The organism is Pantoea piersonii, assembly GCF_003612015.1.
In the GTDB taxonomy this organism is placed as follows: domain Bacteria; phylum Pseudomonadota; class Gammaproteobacteria; order Enterobacterales; family Enterobacteriaceae; genus Pantoea; species Pantoea piersonii.
Genome location: NZ_RARB01000004.1, coordinates 17,391 through 34,259, shown reverse-complemented (window position 1 = coordinate 34,259; position 16,869 = coordinate 17,391). Strand labels below are relative to the sequence as shown.

At 57.2% G+C, this 16,869-nt stretch carries 17 protein-coding genes; 3 read left to right on the top strand and 14 right to left on the bottom strand.

Translation table 11 applies throughout. The annotated features are described in order from the left end of the window. Nucleotides 1-9 precede the first annotated feature (9 nt). From D7S44_RS12115 to dnaB, 6 genes are all read right to left on the bottom strand, one after another. Nucleotides 10-345, bottom strand: coding sequence for an MmcQ/YjbR family DNA-binding protein (locus D7S44_RS12115; protein WP_120455169.1), 336 nt, complete (start codon nt 343-345; stop codon nt 10-12). Next, complete coding sequence (locus D7S44_RS12110; RefSeq protein ID WP_120455168.1) at nt 342-764, bottom strand: secondary thiamine-phosphate synthase enzyme YjbQ; 423 nt, start codon at nt 762-764, stop codon at nt 342-344. The genes D7S44_RS12115 and D7S44_RS12110 overlap by 4 nt, the downstream gene beginning before the upstream one ends. A 290-nt stretch (nt 765-1,054) precedes the next feature. Next, nucleotides 1,055-2,248 carry an amino acid aminotransferase gene (locus D7S44_RS12105; protein ID WP_120455877.1) on the bottom strand — a complete coding sequence of 398 codons (1,194 nt, stop codon included), beginning with the start codon at nt 2,246-2,248 and terminating at the stop codon, nt 1,055-1,057. Nucleotides 2,249-2,296: 48 nt separating this feature from the next. Beyond that, nucleotides 2,297-2,911, bottom strand: coding sequence for a YitT family protein (locus D7S44_RS12100; RefSeq protein WP_120455166.1), 615 nt, complete (start codon nt 2,909-2,911; stop codon nt 2,297-2,299). 240 nt (nt 2,912-3,151) lie between these two features. Further along, nucleotides 3,152-3,643, bottom strand: coding sequence for an Lrp/AsnC family transcriptional regulator (locus D7S44_RS12095; RefSeq protein ID WP_120455165.1), 492 nt, complete (start codon nt 3,641-3,643; stop codon nt 3,152-3,154). Between the two features lie 123 nt (nt 3,644-3,766). Next, nucleotides 3,767-5,173 carry a replicative DNA helicase gene (gene dnaB, locus D7S44_RS12090; RefSeq protein WP_033793192.1) on the bottom strand — a complete coding sequence of 469 codons (1,407 nt, stop codon included), beginning with the start codon at nt 5,171-5,173 and terminating at the stop codon, nt 3,767-3,769. Nucleotides 5,174-5,268: 95 nt separating this feature from the next. Here dnaB and D7S44_RS12085 point away from each other — a divergent pair, with 95 nt between their 5' ends. Then, entirely contained in the window at nt 5,269-6,252 is a 984-nt protein-coding gene (locus D7S44_RS12085) for a quinone oxidoreductase (RefSeq protein ID WP_120455163.1), read from the top strand. A 189-nt stretch (nt 6,253-6,441) separates the two neighbouring features. Here D7S44_RS12085 and pspG read toward each other — a convergent pair whose 3' ends face one another. The 3 genes from pspG to D7S44_RS12070 all read right to left on the bottom strand — a co-directional run bounded on the left by pspG (nt 6,442) and on the right by D7S44_RS12070 (nt 9,254). After that, complete coding sequence (gene pspG / locus D7S44_RS12080) at nt 6,442-6,708, bottom strand: envelope stress response protein PspG (RefSeq protein WP_120455161.1); 267 nt, start codon at nt 6,706-6,708, stop codon at nt 6,442-6,444. Between the two features lie 189 nt (nt 6,709-6,897). Then, entirely contained in the window at nt 6,898-7,893 is a 996-nt protein-coding gene (gene dusA, locus D7S44_RS12075; RefSeq protein WP_120455160.1) for a tRNA dihydrouridine(20/20a) synthase DusA, read from the bottom strand. 110 nt (nt 7,894-8,003) lie between these two features. Further along, nucleotides 8,004-9,254: a conjugal transfer protein TraF gene (locus tag D7S44_RS12070; protein WP_120455158.1), complete on the bottom strand. Its 1,251-nt coding sequence runs from the start codon at nt 9,252-9,254 to the stop codon at nt 8,004-8,006. A gap of 446 nt (nt 9,255-9,700) precedes the next feature. Between D7S44_RS12070 and zur the strand changes: the two genes are divergently transcribed. Then, the gene (gene zur, locus D7S44_RS12065; protein ID WP_120455156.1) at nt 9,701-10,222 is read left to right on the top strand and encodes a zinc uptake transcriptional repressor Zur; all 522 of its coding nucleotides are present in this window, start codon (nt 9,701-9,703) and stop codon (nt 10,220-10,222) included. A 48-nt stretch (nt 10,223-10,270) separates the two neighbouring features. On the opposite strand, the gene D7S44_RS12060 is transcribed toward zur, so the two are convergent. The 4 genes from D7S44_RS12060 to D7S44_RS12045 all read right to left on the bottom strand — a co-directional run bounded on the left by D7S44_RS12060 (nt 10,271) and on the right by D7S44_RS12045 (nt 13,197). Further along, on the bottom strand, nt 10,271-10,483 hold the full coding sequence (locus tag D7S44_RS12060) for a CsbD family protein (RefSeq protein WP_033749146.1): 213 nt from the start codon (nt 10,481-10,483) through the stop codon (nt 10,271-10,273). A 180-nt stretch (nt 10,484-10,663) separates the two neighbouring features. After that, nucleotides 10,664-11,986, bottom strand: coding sequence for an MATE family efflux transporter DinF (dinF, locus tag D7S44_RS12055; RefSeq protein WP_120455154.1), 1,323 nt, complete (start codon nt 11,984-11,986; stop codon nt 10,664-10,666). A gap of 121 nt (nt 11,987-12,107) precedes the next feature. Further along, the gene (gene lexA / locus D7S44_RS12050; protein WP_033749144.1) at nt 12,108-12,722 is read right to left on the bottom strand and encodes a transcriptional repressor LexA; all 615 of its coding nucleotides are present in this window, start codon (nt 12,720-12,722) and stop codon (nt 12,108-12,110) included. Nucleotides 12,723-12,828: 106 nt separating this feature from the next. After that, a complete protein-coding gene (locus D7S44_RS12045) occupies nt 12,829-13,197 on the bottom strand; it encodes a diacylglycerol kinase (protein WP_120455152.1) in 369 nt (122 codons plus the stop codon). Nucleotides 13,198-13,324: 127 nt separating this feature from the next. Between D7S44_RS12045 and plsB the strand changes: the two genes are divergently transcribed. After that, a complete protein-coding gene (gene plsB, locus D7S44_RS12040; RefSeq protein ID WP_120455876.1) occupies nt 13,325-15,748 on the top strand; it encodes a glycerol-3-phosphate 1-O-acyltransferase PlsB in 2,424 nt (807 codons plus the stop codon). Nucleotides 15,749-15,983: 235 nt separating this feature from the next. Here the strand turns inward: plsB and ubiA are convergent, their stop codons facing one another. Then, nucleotides 15,984-16,850 (bottom strand): 4-hydroxybenzoate octaprenyltransferase, encoded by an 867-nt coding sequence (gene ubiA, locus D7S44_RS12035; protein WP_179256422.1) that lies wholly within the window; start codon nt 16,848-16,850, stop codon nt 15,984-15,986. Nucleotides 16,851-16,869 lie beyond the last annotated feature (19 nt).

The following is a 16,869-nucleotide window of genomic DNA, read 5'->3' as shown; positions in this document are numbered from 1 at the left end:
GCGCTTCTTTCAGACGCCCGCCGCCCGGGTAGCGCCCGCCTGCTGATAAGAAGCATCCACCAGATAGTAGATTTGCGAATCCTTCAGCGACCCGTCCAGCAGCAGCGTGCTCCAGTGCGTCTTATTGAGATGCTCGCTGGGGAAAACGTCGCTGTGCTCCTCGCGCAGCAGCTCCGCCAGCGCAGGCGTGGTTTTGAGCGACACCGCCGGACGTCCGTTTACCTCATGCACCATGGCGAACAGTACGCCGCCGCTTTTGATTTGCGTCGCTTTCCAGTCGCTGTGAACGCTCTGCTCCGCGTCCGGTTTGTTCATACAGTAAGTCAGTAGATCTGACGTGTTCATTTCGACTCCCCTTGTAAAGTGGCGACAATGCGCCGCGCGCCGCCGTGAATGCGGTGTTCCCCTAACCAGATACCCTGCCAGGTGCCCAGCATCAGCTTGCCGCGCTGGACCGGCAGCAGCAGCGATACGCCCAGCATGGAAGATTTGATATGCGCCGGCATATCGTCGCGGCCTTCGTAATCATGCTGGTAAGGCGCCTCTTCCGGAACGTGACGCATAAAATGATTTTCCATATCGCTACGCACCGTGGGATCGCAGTTTTCATTCAGCGTCAGCGATGCTGAGGTGTGCTGCAGCAGCAGATGCAGCAGGCCGGTCTGCACCTGCCCCAGCGCCGGGATTTGACCGAGGATCTCTTCGGTGACCAGATGAAAGCCGCGGGGTTTCTCACCCAGCGTAAGCGTTTGTTGATGCCACATGCCTTTTTCCTGAATTGGTTACACCGTTTAAGTGTGCAATAAGTCGTGGAAAGGTAAACCTGAAGGCAAAAAAAAACCGCCAGCCTGAGCTGAGGGTTTCAGTTTACTGAAGAGAGGGGGTTCGACCGCAGTGACGCGAAGGCTGGCCTCCCGGCCAGCGCGACCCGCGCAGATACGCCTCTTATCCCTGAGGCGCGCCCGTCGCCGGGCGAATGTTCTGCGCTTCTGTCTCAGTCGCGGGACGCTTTACGCGTCGGGTGCTCACCCGCTTGCAGATCTCATCCGCGCGATTACATTACCGCGGCAAACGCCTGCGCCACCTGCTGCACATTATTGCTGTTGAGACCGGCGACGCAAATACGGCCGCTGCCCACCAGATAGATGCCGAACTCATTGCGCAACCGCTCCACCTGCTGCGCGCTAAGGCCGGTATAGCTGAACATGCCGCGCTGCTTCAGCAGATAGTCGAAGTTTTTGCCAGGCAGCGCGGTGCTGAGCACATCCACCAGCGTTTTACGCATGGCGATAATACGCAGGCGCATCGCCTCCACTTCGGCCAGCCAGTTGGCTTTCAGCGCATCGTCATTCAGCACGCGCGCCACCACCTGCGCGCCGAAGTTCGGCGGGCTGGAGTAGTTGCGGCGCACCGTGGCTTTCAGCTGGCCGAGCACGCGCCCGGCTTCGTCGGCGCTGTCGCACACCACAGAGAGGCCGCCGACGCGCTCGCCATACAGCGAGAAGATTTTCGAGAAGGAGTTGCTGACCAGCGCCGGCAGACCCGCTGCGGCGATAGCGCGGATCGCATAGGCATCCGCTTCCATCCCTGCGCCGAAACCCTGATAGGCGATATCCAGGAACGGGATCAGCTCCTGCGCTTTTAGCACCTCAACGACGTGATCCCATTGCGCGTCAGTCAGATCGGCGCCGGTCGGGTTGTGGCAGCAGGGATGCAGCAGCACGATGCTCTGCTTCGGCAGCGCCTGCAGCGCGGCGAGGAAGGCGTCGAATTTGACGCCGTTGGTCTCTGCGTCGTACCACGGGTAGTGGTTAACGTCAAAGCCCGCGCCGGTAAAGATCGCCACATGGTTATCCCAGGTCGGATCGCTGACCCAGACGCCGGAATTGGGGAAGTAACGCTTGAGGAAATCTGCACCGACCTTCAGCGCGCCGGAGCCGCCCAGCGTCTGAATCGACGCGATACGGCCCGCTTTCAGCATCGGGTGCTCCGCGCCGAACAGCAGCGGCGCAATGGCGTTGCGGTACGCGTTGAGGCCTTCCATCGGCAGATAAAGCGACGCCTGCTGCGGCTCAGCCTTCAGCTGCTCTTCCGCGGCGGCGACCGCCTGGAGCTGAGGAATGATGCCCTGCTCGTCGTAGTAGAGGCCGATGCTGAGGTTCACTTTATTTGTGCGCGGATCCTGTTTGAAGGTTTCCATCAGCGACAGAATCGGATCGCCGGCGTAGGCATCAACGTTTTGAAACACGGTGCAGATCTCCATGAGTGGTCGTAAAAAACAGAGGTGTATGCAGCATTAAACCATGTACCGTCCGGGACGATGGTTCATGGCGATAATCAGATTAAGGATCACTGCGCCCGCTACCGACGCCAGCAGCATCGGTACGCTGACGACAAACAGCGACGCCAGCACAACGCAGGTATCGACGGCCATTTGCAGTTTCCCGGCGCGTAGCCCGATGCGATCCTGCAGCCACAGCGCCAGAATATTTATTCCGCCCAGGCTGGCTTTGTGTCGAAACAACACTATAAACCCAATGCCCATGATCACGTTACCGAACAGTGTCGCATAAAAGGGATTGAGCGCGGAAAAGTGGACGAACAGCGGGTGCAGATGGGTAAACAGCGATACCAGCCCCACCGCGCAGAAGGTTTTCAGCGTGAATTCCCATCCCATGCGGCGCACCGCCAGCCAGTAAAACGGCAGGTTGATCAGAAAAAAGGCGCTGCCGAAAGAGAGCGGCGACAGATAGCTGATTAAAAATGCGATGCCGGCGGTACTGCCGGTCAGCGCGCCCGCCTGCTTTAGCATAATGACGCCGAAAGAGACCATCAGCGTGCCGAGCAAAATCGCCAGCGCATCTTCAATGCGCGAATGAGGTATTCGGGTAGGTTCTACGACGTTATCCATGGGTCATCTCATTGCAGTCAAAGCCGAAAAAAACGTACCGCTCAGATGCAAAAAACGCACCATACCGTCAGCCCGTTGCTGCCTTCGGCAGGTGCCAGTGATTATCCAGTTGATAACTAAGGCGCTTTTGTTGCGTGGTTTTGCGCACGTTTTACGGCCAGGCCGTCAACCCATGCACAAATTCAGGATATTGTGCGTATCTTTTGCATAAATGGCGTCCGGATGCACCAAATAAGCACATCATGCACTCTTTTGGCGCACTTTGCGCTCGGGGAGCATCATCAGGCCATTCTCTTTCAAACGACCTAACACCACCGATGTTTTCACATGAGACACGCTTTGATGGCCCGCCACCAGCTGGCTTATCAGCGCGCTCAGCGAAGCGAGGTCGGCTACCGCCACTTTCAGCAGATAATCCGCGTCGCCGGTGGTTTTGTACGCGTCGACGATCGCCTCCTCCTGCTCTACCATGCGGTGAAAGCTATCGACATATTCAGCGGTGTGGTTAATCAGCCGCACCTCAATCAGACCGACCATGCCCAGGCCAATCGCATCGGGCGAAAGACGCGCGTGATAGCCGAGGATTAAATTCGCCTGTTCAAGATTGATGCGGCGTCGCGAGCATTGCGATGCCGACAGGCCAACTAAATCGCTCAGCTCCTGGTTGGTTAAGCGGCCGTTGGATTGTAATAAGGTCAGTATTTTCAGGTCGTAATCGTCTACGTGAGTCATGCTGCTTCCAGTGCTTAAACATGCGCTGTGATACAGATAACCCGATTAAAGGCGAGGTTGTCCAACACTATTTTCTGATGATGCGAGGCGGCATGCACAGATTGTGCATGCCGAAAAGAGAGGCTATTCGTCGTCGTAAGCCGGGCCGGCATAGTTGTCGAAGCGCGACCACTGGCCGTTAAAGGTCAGGCGAACCGTACCGATAGGGCCGTTACGCTGCTTACCCAGAATGATCTCTGCGATGCCTTTAAGGTCGCTGTTTTCATGATAAACCTCGTCGCGGTAGATAAACATAATCAGATCGGCGTCCTGCTCGATAGAGCCTGATTCACGCAGGTCGGAGTTAACCGGGCGCTTATCGGCGCGCTGCTCCAGCGAGCGGTTCAGCTGCGACAGCGCCACGACCGGTACGTTGAGCTCTTTCGCCAGCGCCTTGAGCGAGCGGGAGATTTCGGCGATCTCCAGCGTGCGGTTATCGGAGAGCGACGGCACGCGCATCAGCTGCAGGTAGTCGATCATGATCATGCTCAACCCGCCGTTCTCGCGGAAAACGCGTCGCGCGCGCGAACGCACTTCAGTCGGCGTCAGGCCGGAAGAGTCGTCGATATACATATTTTTCTTCTCCAGCAGGATACCCATGGTGCCGGAGATACGCGCCCAGTCTTCATCGTCAAGCTGGCCGGTACGGATGCGCGTCTGGTCTACGCGCGACAGCGACGCCAGCATACGCATCATAATCTGCTCGCTGGGCATCTCCAGGCTGAAAATCAGCACTGGCTTGTCGTGCAGCATCGCGGCGTTTTCGCACAGGTTCATGGCGAAGGTGGTTTTACCCATCGACGGACGCGCCGCAACGATAATCAGATCTGACGGCTGCAGGCCGGCGGTCTTTTTATTCAGATCCTGATAGCCGGTATCGACGCCGGTTACGCCGTCGTGCGGCGTCGAGACAAGGGATTCAATGCGCGAAACCGTGGCTTCCAGCACTTCCTGAATATTTTTCGGCCCTTCATCTTTACTGGCGCGCGACTCGGCGATTTTAAAGACGTTGGATTCAGCGAAGTCGAGCAGTTCGTCGCTGTTGCGTCCCTGAGGATCGTAACCGGCGTCGGCGATCTGATTCGCCACCGAGATCATCTCGCGCACTACCGCGCGTTCGCGCACGATGTCCGCATAAGCGCCGATGTTCGCCGCGCTGGGGGTATTTTTCGCCAGTTCCGCCAGGTAGGCGAATCCGCCCGCCATTTCAAGCTCGCCGCGCGTTTCCAGCGACTCCGACAGCGTGATGAGGTCGATGGGCTGGCCCGCTTCCAGCAGGCGCTGCATCTCGGAAAAAATCAGACGATGCGAACGGTTAAAAAAATCTTCCGCCACGACGCGCTCGGAGACGTTATCCCAGCGTTCGTTATCCAGCATCAACCCACCCAGCACCGACTGCTCCGCTTCAATCGAATGCGGCGGCATTTTGATACCTTCCAGCTGCCGGTCGGGCGTGTCGTTCGATTTGTTGGTGGGTTTATTTCCTGCCATAGTGAATGCAATACCGATCTTCTGAGGGGACGCGCCAGTATACCTTATGGCGACGCGCCTCTCACGCCTCATATTGAACAATCACAGGAGTAAAAATGGCAAAGCGTATTCAGTTTACCGCGCAGGGCGGGCCTGAGGTATTGCAATGGGTGGACGTCGATCCTGCCGATCCTGCTGAACACGAAGTGCAGGTGGAGAATCGCGCCATCGGCATTAACTTCATTGACACCTACGTGCGCAGCGGACTTTATCCGGTTCCTGCTCTGCCTTCGGGTCTCGGCACCGAAGCCGCGGGCGTGGTAAAGCGCGTCGGCAGCGCGGTGACGCGCTTTAAGCCGGGCGACCGCGTGGTCTATTGCCAGGCAGCGCTGGGCGCCTATAGCGAACTGCACAACGTGGCGGAAGATCGCCTGATGCCGTTACCGGACGCCATTAGCTTTGAGCAGGCCGCCGCCAGCTTTCTGAAGGGCCTGACCGTACACTATCTGCTGCGCCAGACCTATCAGGTGAAGCCGGACGAAACGTTTCTGTTTCACGCGGCGGCGGGCGGCGTCGGCCTGATCGCCTGCCAGTGGGCGAAAGCGCTTGGCGCGCACCTGATCGGCACTGTCGGGTCGGCGGAAAAGGCTAAGCTGGCGAAAGAGGCAGGCGCCTGGGCGACCATTAACTACCGTGAAGAGAACATCGCTGAACGCGTCAGCCAGCTGACTAACGGCAAAAAAGTGGCGGTCGTGTATGACTCAGTGGGTAAAGATACCTGGGAAGCGTCACTGGATTCGCTGCGTCGTCAGGGGCTTATGGTGAGTTTTGGTAATGCTTCCGGCCCGGTCACCGGCGTGAATCTCGGCATCCTTAATCAGAAAGGCTCGCTGTTTGTGACGCGCCCATCGCTTTACGGCTACATCACCAACCGCGAAGAGCTGGAGCACGCCAGCAACGATCTCTTCTCGCTGCTGGCCAGCGGCGCAATCAAGGTTGAGGTGCCGGAACAGCAGAAATTCCCGCTGAAAGAGGCGGAGCGAGCGCATCGTTCGCTGGAAAACCGCAGCACGCAAGGCTCCAGCCTGCTGATTCCCTGATTCCAGAATGCAAACGGGGCTTCCCGAAGGAAGCCCCTTTTCTTTTTATCGTTCGCGCTGGTGTAGGGACAGCGGCGATGAATTCATGTCGACTCAACGGCGAACATCCTGGCAGAAAACATAAGTAAAAAATATGTTTAATTGCAAAACTGGCATAAGCAATCTTTCAGTCTGTGATCGCCTCCGCAATTAATAGCCGCGACGTCGCTCTAACTTGCTGATTTTGCGGCGTAGCCTGCGGCGTGCACGCTCACGACCATCGCCAGAAAAGGCGCGATAAGCCCAGGCGGCAACCAGCGCCAGCACCAGCCATGGCAACAATTTGATTACAAGCGCAAACAGGCCGCCGACAAACATGACCACCGTGGCAACCACCAGCGCCGCCAGCACGCCCAGCAGCGAGACGCCGGTCACCAGCAGCATCAGAAAAAAGCCCAGCACGAATAAAATTTCCACTTCGTTACTCCTCTTGTTAGTTCTACACTTTTATTTCATGAGGTTATTTCAAGAAGCGTGCCACAATATAATCTGTTGATTTTATTATAAATACCTCTGAGACAAAGTCTTGCTCATAGTGAAATTCGCCGATTTATGGCGTAAAAAAAACCAGCGCTCAGGCTGGTCTTTTTATGTAGTGAAAAGCCGTCACGCTTCCTGTGGGATTTTATCCGCCACCAGCGCCAGCGCAGCTTCCAGCACGCGTACGTCTGCGCCCGGCTTATGCGCATTCTCGCTCAGATGGCGACGCCACTGGCGCGCGCCTGGGATGCCCTGGAATAAACCCAGCATATGACGCGTGACATGGCCCAGATAAGTGCCCTTCGCCAGCTCCGCCTCAATATAGGGATACATGCTGCGCACCACCGCCACCGGGTCGACAGCCGGCGCGTCGCGGCCAAACAGCTCGCGGTCTACCTGCGCCAGCAGGCCTGGATTCTGGTAGGCCTCACGCCCCATCATCACGCCGTCGAGATAGTGCAGATGGGTTTTCGCCTCTTCCAGTGACTTTACGCCGCCGTTAATAGCAATAGTCAGCTGCGGAAAGTCACGCTTCAGCTGGTAGACGCGCGGATAGTCGAGCGGCGGGATCTCGCGGTTCTCTTTAGGACTCAGGCCGGAGAGCCAGGCTTTGCGCGCATGGATAATAAAAGTGTCGCAGCCGCCGCGCTGCGCCACGGTGCCGACAAAGTCAGTCAGAAAGGCGTAGCTGTCCTGCTCGTCAATGCCGATACGGGTCTTTACCGTCACCGGAATCGAAACGACCTGGCGCATGGCGTCGATACATTCGGCCACCAGCGAGGCTTCCGCCATCAGGCAGGCACCGAACCGACCATTTTGCACCCGATCGGAAGGACAGCCGACGTTGAGGTTTACCTCATCGTAGCCGCGCGCCTCCGCCAGTTTCGCACACTGCGCCAGCGCCGCCGGGTCACTGCCGCCGAGCTGCAGCGCAACCGGATGCTCCGCCTCGCTGTAGGCCAGATAGTCGCCCTTGCCGTGAATAATGGCGCCGGTCGTCACCATTTCGGTGTACAGCAGCGCATCGCCGGTCAGCTGGCGATGAAAATACCGACAGTGTCGGTCGGTCCAGTCGAGCATTGGCGCGATGGAAAAACGTTGCGGGGAAAAAGAGTTGCTCATGAAGCGCAGAAAATCCGTTAAGGGTGATGATAATCTGCGCAAGGATAACACATTAACAGGATGCCGGGCGACTCTGCGTCGCCCGGTTTACAGAGGGCTGGAAACGCTGATCAGAAGTTAAAACCGAGCTGCATCATCGCACCCCAGGTGTTGTTGTCGCCCACCGAGCCCGCCAGATCCAGATGGACCTTGTTGTTGAACGGCGCCAGGCCGAAACCCGCGGTAAAGACGTTTTCATCGTTGGATTTCATATCCGCGCGGTAACCGGCGCGCAGCGCCAGCCAGTCCAGCACGCGATATTCACCGCCAATCCCAGCGTACTGGCTGCTCTCTTCCGATTTGAAACGCTTGGTTTCGGTCAGGTCTACATCCAGCGCAGCGGTAAAGGGACCGCCGGTCCATGACAGGCCAGAGGTCACCAGCGGACGGATCTGATAGGTATCGCGATAGCCGTTGGTCTCTTTGGTCTTCAGATCGCGCGATACCAGGTTCTGCCCGGTGACGCCCAGCGTCCAGTTGTCGCCCAGCGGCGTCGCTAAACCGGCATCGATGTTGAAGCCAGTATTATCGTTGCGGTAGCGGCTGCCGTTGAGGTCGTTTTTATCGTAGTTATAGATGCTGGCGGTGTAGTTATAGAGCCAGGTTTTCTGGATCTTCGGCGTAACGCCCAGCGAAACCGGATGGCCCGCCACGTTGAATTCATGCGCCACGGAGATGCCATAATCAGTTACCAGTGCCGCGAGTCCGTTTGCGCTGGAGCGTAAGTTATTTTGATCGCCCGGCACGGGAATCACTGTACCGTTCGCCACACCGTCAAGATAGGCGATGTCGCTCTGCGCCACGTTGGCGCGCAGGTGCACCGTGCCGTAAGCCTTGGTGATAAAGGCGAATGGCAAGGTTTCATTGGGTACGGTTACTGCCAGCGCGACGCCCGCCGTGGCGTTAGCCTTATTGCCGCGCAGATCGCGCAGCTGATTCGCTACGTCTTTTGACGCCGTCTTCAACTGCGGGTAGCCGTTAAGATAGTCACGGAAGGTCAGGCCATTAATCACGTCACGATAGCGATCAACGGTATCGCTGATGTCATCGACTTTGTCGACCATCTTGTCTTTATCAGTAATCTGCAAGCCCGCAGACGGGAAAATGATGCCGACATTATCATCCGGCTGCGCGCGCGTCATCAGCGCCGGGTTCGCCAGTACGGCTGAGCTCCACGTAGAGGAAGCGACACCTGTACCGCCCATCGCGTCGTTACGCGCGTCATACCAGGTACCCGCAGCCATTGCGGAAGAGGAGATAAAAAGCGCATTTAAAACAGCAGGATATAAAAGCGCGGAGCGCCGGGTGGTTTTGTTCGCCATTTGTCTGCCATCACCTTGATCAGGAAAACATTCATCATCGGAATTTGTCGTTAGCGCTATTGTGAACGGCGGCTAACGGTTCATTGCTGTGAATTCAGTCGAAACAGCACTGTTATTCGCCGGATTGGATGTTTTAGCTACAAATCGGCGCTTTTATTATTTAGCGGGATAGTTAAAAAAGGGTATTAAGGCCAGCGGTTTCTTAAGGCCTCATGAACATTAGTGCTTAACCTGGTGAGTTGTAAAGCGAATCGTTAATTTTGTTGCTTTATATCTCAGTAAGGCTGGCACTGCTAAGCCGCTTTGCGGTATAGCTGGTCGCTGAATACCTATTTAATTTATTGATATTTAATTGGAAATCAGCAAAGAAGAGATAACAACCGCAACTCCAGCGCAAGCGATTTTAGTGTGATAAAATAACATCTCGTTTTTAGCGGAGAAGCACCATGTCGACAATGACGCCCGAGCAAATCATGACCCAGGCTGAAAAACTCTGCCTGCAACGCGGGGTGCGCCTGACAGCGCAGCGCGCCGAAGTGTTACGTCTGATGGCTGCGCAGCATGGATCGATTAGCGCTTATGACCTGCTGGACCAGTTACGCGCCAGCGAGCCGCAGGCGAAACCGCCGACGGTCTATCGCGCGCTCGATTTTTTGCTGGAACAGGGCTTTATTCACCGCGTAGAGTCAAACAACAGTTATGTCATTTGCCATCACTTTGAAGCGCCCGCCCATACCTCGGTGATGCTGGTATGCGATCGCTGCGCGGCGGTGACGGAGAAACAGGCGCAGGGTGTAGAGAAGATTATTGACGATCTCGCTGGCGAAGCGCGCTTTGTGCTGCGACATAGCGTGATTGAGGCGCATGGGCTTTGTGTGGACTGTGCTGAGGTAGAAGCCTGCATGGAGCACGATAGCTGCGATCATGACCATGAGACAGAAGGGAAAAAACGCGGGAAAAGAGGGTAACCGGCACCTCCCTGTGCCGGGCGTTCAGACAAAAGCTGAACGGGGAGATTACCAGCGGTAATCTTTGTTCTGGGTTTCCCAGTCTGAGACTTCTTTCTCTGCCTCATCCTTAGCGTAACCGTAGCGTTCCTGAATTTTGCCGACAAGCTGATCGCGTTTACCTTCGATAACCTGCATATCATCGTCGGTCAGCTTGCCCCATTTTTCTTTGAATTTGCCTTTGAACTGCTTCCAGTTACCACTCGCTTCGTCTTTATTCATTTCAGACCTCCACGTCATCCTTAGTTTTACATACCACCATGTAATGGCAGTACGACAATACAAAGCGCTGCTGTGTCGCGCTGTTGTAAGGTAATTATAGTAGACGAATCGGCAACTGCGGGATAATTACAGAATAATCTGTTTAACGAGCCGTAAAACAGACGCGAGCGCAGAGGCTAATTAGCAGCTAAACCAGCGGTTTAGACGCCATTCACGCCGCCAGATTAGCCAGAGCGAGACGCCGCGCAGCGCGAGAAAGACCGTCACCGCCAGCCATAAACCGTGGTTACCCAGCCAGGGCAAGGTCAGCAGCGTCAGGAAATAGCCGAGCGCGGCAACCGCCATACTGTTACGCATTTCTCGCCCGCGCGTTGCGCCGATGAACAGGCCGTCCAGCAAATAGCACCACACCCCCGCCAGCGGCAGGATGATTTGCCAGAACAGATAGCGATCCACCTGCTGCCGCAGCGAATCCAGCGAGGTGAGCGTCGCCACTATAGCTTCGCCGCTCGCCGCGTAAATCAGCGCGAACGCCAGCGCCACCATTCCTGCCTGACGACAGGCGGCGTGCCATACAGCCAGCAGCCTGTCGCCGTCGCGCGCGCCGTAGGCTTCGCCAGAGACAGCTTCCACCGCGTAGGCGAAACCGTCGAGCGCATAGGCGGTAAAGGTGATAAACATCAGCAGAACGGCATTAGCGGCGACGATCTCAGGACCCAGACGCGCGCCGATCAGGGTGAGCGAAGCAAAGCAGAGCTGCAGCAGCAGCGAGCGCAGCATGATGTCGCGATTGAGACGCAGCAGACGGCTAATATCGCCGCGCCAGCTCTGTTTCAGCACCGCCATGGAGATGCCGCGTATTTTCAGCACGCGCCACACCATCGCCAGCCCTACCGCCAGCGTGACATATTCCGCCACCGCCGTTGCGGTCGCCGCGCCCGCGACGCCCCACTTCAGCCCCGGCACCAGCCAGAGATCGAGCAGGATATTTACCGCGTTGCCCACCACCAGCAACACAACCGGCGCGCGGGCATACTGCACGCCCAGCAGCCAGCCGAGGATCACCATGTTCGCCAGCGTCGCCGGCGCGCTAAGCCAGCGGATATGAATGAAGAGCGCGGCCTGTTCCAGCACCTGCGGATTGCCGCCCGCCAGCCGACTCGCCAGCGAACTTAACGGATCGCGCAGCAGCACAAACAGTCCGCCAGCAAGCAGCGCCATCAGCAGCGGCTGCGTCAATGCTCGCGCCAGCGCCTGCGGGTCGCGTGCGCCAAAGGCCTGAGCGGTAAAGCCCGTGGTGCTCATGCGAAGAAACAGGAAAAGCATAAAGACGAAGCTGGTGGCGGTGGTGCCAATCGCCACGCCGCCAAGGTAAACCGGACTGTTGAGATGGCCGATAACGGCGGTATCCACCAGGCCGAGCAGCGGCACGGTAATGTTAGAAAGGATCATCGGCAGCGCCAGCCGCCAGAGGTGTCGGTCGTCTGTAGAGAAGAGACGCATCAGCCGGTCCATGCCTGAAAACGTAAAACAGAAAGGAGCGGCGTTAACCGCACTGAGAGCGCTTTAACAGCTTATCGTACAGACGCCTGACGAAACGATGCAGGCGTCTGAAGGCAACCGGTCAGAGCCACTCGCCGTTGCGCACCACGCCCACCGCCAGACCTTCAACGGTTAGCGACTGCGTGCGGGTATCAACGATAATCGGCTCGAAGTCGTTGTTTTCCGGCAGCAGATGCACCACGGTGCCCTGCTTTTTCCAGCGCTTTACCGTGACTTCGTCATCGATGCGCGCCACTACGACCTGGCCGTTACGCACATCCTGCGTTTTATGTACCGCCAGCAGATCGCCATCCATAATGCCGATATCTTTCATCGACATTCCTGCGACGCGCAGCAGAAAATCAGCAGAAGGCTTAAACAGGTCGGGATCAACTTTGTAATGCGTTTCAATATGTTCCTGCGCCAGCAGCGGTTCACCGGCGGCGACGCGGCCGATCAACGGCAGCCCGTTAGACTCTTCCTCTTCCATCAGCAGGCGAATGCCGCGTGATGCGCCGGAGACGATCTCGATAACGCCTTTACGTGCCAGCGCTTTCAGATGTTCTTCGGCGGCGTTGGGGGAACGGAACCCCAGCTGCGAGGCGATTTCCGCACGCGTCGGCGGCATGCCCGTCTGGTTGATATGGTCGCGAATCAGGTCATAAACCTGTTGCTGCCTGGTGGTTAATGCTTTCATCCCGCCCCCTGGTTGTTTATACAGTCGCTGTGAGTATATACAGGTATTGGCGAAATGAAAACCAAAACCCAGGGAAATAACAGCCATTTGGGCAATTGTGGAAAGCCTAGCGCAAATGGGACCAAAGCAGCGCGATCCAGACAAACAGCGCCAGTATGATAGCCAGCAAGACGGCGGCCGAGCCCATGTCTTTCGCCCGTCCGGCCAGCGGATGACGCTCCTGACCAATGCGATCGACCACCGCTTCAATCGCGCTGTTAAGGATCTCGACGATTATCACCAGCACCACCGATCCGATCATCAGAATGCGCGCGACGGTATCGACATCCAGCCAGCAGGCGATAATAACGGCGATGATGGCGGCCGTGGCTTCCTGACGAAACGCGGCCTCATGCTGCCATGCGGCGCGCAGTCCTTGCCAGGAGTAGCCTGCCGCTTTCACAATCCTGAGCAAACCGGTGGTATTACTTGCCATTGCGAGGGAACCCTTTTAGTTGTTTGACGTCAATGTCTGGGCCAGGTGCGTTTGGCACCACACAGATCTTCGCAGCACTTTCTGATATGCTTGCGGCGCTTTGCTAACAAGAGGCTTCATGTTGTCTATGTCAGGTTGGCGTAAACTCTATTATAAATTGTTGAATTTACCACTTTCCGTTCTGGTAAAAACTAAGGCTATTCCGGCCGATCCCGTTTCCGAACATGGACTCGATCCGACGCGGCCGATTATGTACGTGCTGCCATACGATTCCAAGGCGGATTTGCTGACGCTGCGTCAGCAGTGTCTGAAGCATAATTTGCCCGATCCGCTGGTGCCGCTGGAAATTGACGGCACGCTGCTGCCGCGCCACGTGTTTATTCACAATGGCCCGCGCGTGTTCCCCGCTTTCGGGCCGAACACGGAATCGGTGAAAATTTTCCACGAATATCTCGATCTGCACCGCAATAATCCACATCTGGATATCCAGATGCTGCCGGTATCGGTGATGTTCGGCCGTGCGCCAGGTCGTGAAGTTCAGGGCGACGATACGCCGCACCTGCGCGAGCTTAACGGCGTAGAGAAGTTTTTCGCCATCGTCTGGCACGGCCGCGACAGCTTTGTGCGCTTTTCCCCGACCGTCTCGCTGCGCTGGATGGCGACGCAGCACGGCACCGATAAATCTATCGCGCAGAAACTGGCGCGCGTGGCGCGCATTCACTTTGCGCGTCAGCGGTTAGCGGCGGTCGGCCCACGTTTGCCGGCGCGACAGGATCTCTTCAACAAGCTGCTGCAGTCCAAAGCGATTGAAAAAGCGGTGGAAGAAGAAGCGCGCAGTAAAAAGCTCTCTCATGAGAAGGCGCAGCAGAACGCTGTCGAGATGATGGAAGAGATCGCCGCGGACTTCTCTTATGAGGCGATCCGCGTGACCGATCGCGTGATGGGCTGGCTCTGGAGCCGTCTCTATCAGGGCATCAACGTCAACGGCGGCGAGCGCGTGCGCCAGCTGGCGGAAGATGGCCATGAGATTGTCTATGTGCCCTGCCATCGCAGCCACATGGATTATCTGCTGCTCTCCTATGTGCTTTATCATCAGGGCCTGGTGCCGCCGCATATCGCCGCAGGTATCAACCTTAACTTCTGGCCCGCCGGGCCGATTTTCCGCCGCCTGGGCGCATTCTTTATTCGTCGCACCTTTAAAGGCAACAAACTCTACGCCACCGTATTCCGCGAATATCTCGGCGAGCTGTTTAGCCGCGGCTATTCGGTCGAATATTTCGTTGAGGGTGGGCGCTCACGTACCGGCCGTCTGCTCGACCCCAAAACCGGCACGCTGGCGATGACGCTGCAGGCGATGCTGCGCGGCGGCAAACGTCCGATTACGCTGGTGCCGATCTATATCGGCTATGAGCACGTTATGGAAGTGGGCACTTACGCCAAAGAGCTACGCGGCGCGGCGAAAGAGAAAGAAGGCTTTATGCAGATGGTGCGCGGTCTGCGTAAGCTGCGCAATCTGGGTCAGGGCTACGTTAACTTCGGCGAACCGCTGCCGCTGGTGAACTACCTGAACAAGCAGGTGCCGGAGTGGCGCGACGCTATCGACCCGATTGAACCGCAACGTCCCAGCTGGCTGACGCCGACGGTGAACGATATCGCGGCGCGCCTGATGGTGCGCATCAACGAAGCGGGCGCCGCCAACGCCATGAACCTGTGCGTTACCGCGCTGCTCGCCTCACGCCAGCGTTCGCTGACGCGCGAGCAGTTGATCGAGCAGCTTGAGTGCTACATCGAGCTGCTGCGTAACGTGCCCTATTCTCCGGAATCGACGGTGCCGCCGCTTTCAGCGGAAGAGCTGCTGAACCATGCCATGAGCATGAATAAGTTCGAAACTGAACAGGATAATATCGGCGACATCATCATTCTGCCGCGCGAGCAGGCGGTGCTGATGACCTATTACCGCAACAATATTCACCATATGCTGGTGATGCCGTCGCTGATTGCCGCCATTATTCAGCAGCATCCGAACCTGAGCGAAGCCGAGCTGCTGCGCCAGGTCCGTCTGATCTACCCGATGCTGAAAAGCGAACTGTTCCTGCGCTGGGAAATCGACGCGCTGCCGGCGCTGCTGAGCGCGCTGTGTCAGGAGCTGGCGCGTCAGGGCCTGATTACCCTGCAGGATGGACAGCTGCGCCACACCGCGGCGCGCTACCGCACGCTGCAGCTGCTGGCCGCAGGCATCCGCGAGACGCTGCAACGTTACGCCATTACTTTCTCTATCCTCAGCGCGAAGCCGACCATCAACCGCGGCACGCTGGAGAAAGAGAGCCGTATGCTGGCGCAGCGTCTTTCGGTGCTGCACGGCATTAACGCGCCGGAGTTTTTCGATAAGGCTGTATTTACTACGCTGGTGCTGACGCTGCGTGATGAGGGCTATATCAGCGATACCGGCGATGCCGACGTCGAGCGTACTCAGGCCGCCTGGCATATTCTGGCCGATCTGGTGACCAGCGATGTGCGGTTAACTATCGAAAGCGCAGTCGCGCATGAGTAAATAGCCGCAGGCAGATAAAGCAAAGGGCGACAGAGATGTCGCCCTTTTTTTCAGGCAGCTGATGAGTCTAGTCGGCGGGAGAGAGGGCCCGAAGAGCAAAGCGTCCCGCGACAAGGATGTCGCGGGCCGAGCTGGCAGGGATGCCGCTTTTGCGTCTTTGCGATCGGGCCCTCTCTCCCGCATGGGCACCTTGCCAGCAAACTCGAAGGGCGACAAAATTGTCGCCCTTTTGCTTTTAAAACAGCTGGCTGAACGGCGGCGTATTCAGTACCACGCCGATAAAGATCACCAGCCCGACATAGTTATTGTTAAGGAATCCCTGAAAACAGGCGTCGCGCTCACGGTGGACAATAAGTTTTTGCTGGTAAACAAACAGCACGGCGGCACCCAGCAGCGACCAGTAAAACAGCGCGTTAAGCTGCATCAGCGAACCGACCAGCGCCAGCAAACCCAGGGTTGCAAACTGCAGCAGGCCGATAATCAGCTTGTCGTAACGGCCAAACAGGATCGCCGTTGATTTGACGCCGATTTTAATATCGTCGTCGCGATCCACCATCGCGTATTGCGTATCATAGGCGACGGTCCAGCAGATATTAGCCAGAAACACCAGCCAGCATTCTAGCGGTAAGGACTTACTAACCGCCGCCCAGGCCATAGGGATCGCCCAGCCGAACGCTGCGCCCAACACCACCTGCGGCAGATGGGTATAGCGCTTCATAAAGGGATAAGACCACGCCAGCGCCAGACCGCCCAGCGAAAGCAGGATGGTCATCAGGTTCATGGTGAGGACCAGCGCGAACGCCAGCAGCCCCAGCAGCACAAACAGGATTTTTGCCTCTTTCTCACTCACCGCGCCGCTGGGTAGCGGACGACCGGCGGTACGCTTTACGAAACCGTCGACCTTGCGATCGGCAAAATCGTTGATGACGCAGCCCGCCGCGCGCATCACAAAGACGCCAAGCACAAACACCACCAGCACCCGGAACGGCGGAACGCCCATATCCGACAGCCACAGCGCCCACAGCGTCGGCCACAGCAGCAGCAGCGTGCCGATCGGTTTATCAATACGCATCAGGCGGCTATAGGCCTGAAACTTGCTCATCTCTACGCTCTTTTGCACG

Coding starts and splice junctions, on each gene's coding strand:
- D7S44_RS12115 (WP_120455169.1), bottom strand. CDS start 345: ATGAACACGTCAGATCTACTGACTTACTGTATGAACAAACCGGACGCG.
- D7S44_RS12110 (WP_120455168.1), bottom strand. CDS start 764: ATGTGGCATCAACAAACGCTTACGCTGGGTGAGAAACCCCGCGGCTTT.
- D7S44_RS12100 (WP_120455166.1), bottom strand. CDS start 2,911: ATGGATAACGTCGTAGAACCTACCCGAATACCTCATTCGCGCATTGAA.
- D7S44_RS12095 (WP_120455165.1), bottom strand. CDS start 3,643: ATGACTCACGTAGACGATTACGACCTGAAAATACTGACCTTATTACAA.
- dnaB (WP_033793192.1), bottom strand. CDS start 5,173: ATGGCAGGAAATAAACCCACCAACAAATCGAACGACACGCCCGACCGG.
- D7S44_RS12085 (WP_120455163.1), top strand. CDS start 5,269: ATGGCAAAGCGTATTCAGTTTACCGCGCAGGGCGGGCCTGAGGTATTG.
- dusA (WP_120455160.1), bottom strand. CDS start 7,893: ATGAGCAACTCTTTTTCCCCGCAACGTTTTTCCATCGCGCCAATGCTC.
- D7S44_RS12070 (WP_120455158.1), bottom strand. CDS start 9,254: ATGGCGAACAAAACCACCCGGCGCTCCGCGCTTTTATATCCTGCTGTT.
- zur (WP_120455156.1), top strand. CDS start 9,701: ATGTCGACAATGACGCCCGAGCAAATCATGACCCAGGCTGAAAAACTC.
- D7S44_RS12060 (WP_033749146.1), bottom strand. CDS start 10,483: ATGAATAAAGACGAAGCGAGTGGTAACTGGAAGCAGTTCAAAGGCAAA.
- dinF (WP_120455154.1), bottom strand. CDS start 11,986: ATGCGTCTCTTCTCTACAGACGACCGACACCTCTGGCGGCTGGCGCTG.
- lexA (WP_033749144.1), bottom strand. CDS start 12,722: ATGAAAGCATTAACCACCAGGCAGCAACAGGTTTATGACCTGATTCGC.
- D7S44_RS12045 (WP_120455152.1), bottom strand. CDS start 13,197: ATGGCAAGTAATACCACCGGTTTGCTCAGGATTGTGAAAGCGGCAGGC.
- plsB (WP_120455876.1), top strand. CDS start 13,325: ATGTCAGGTTGGCGTAAACTCTATTATAAATTGTTGAATTTACCACTT.
- ubiA (WP_179256422.1), bottom strand. CDS start 16,850: ATGAGCAAGTTTCAGGCCTATAGCCGCCTGATGCGTATTGATAAACCG.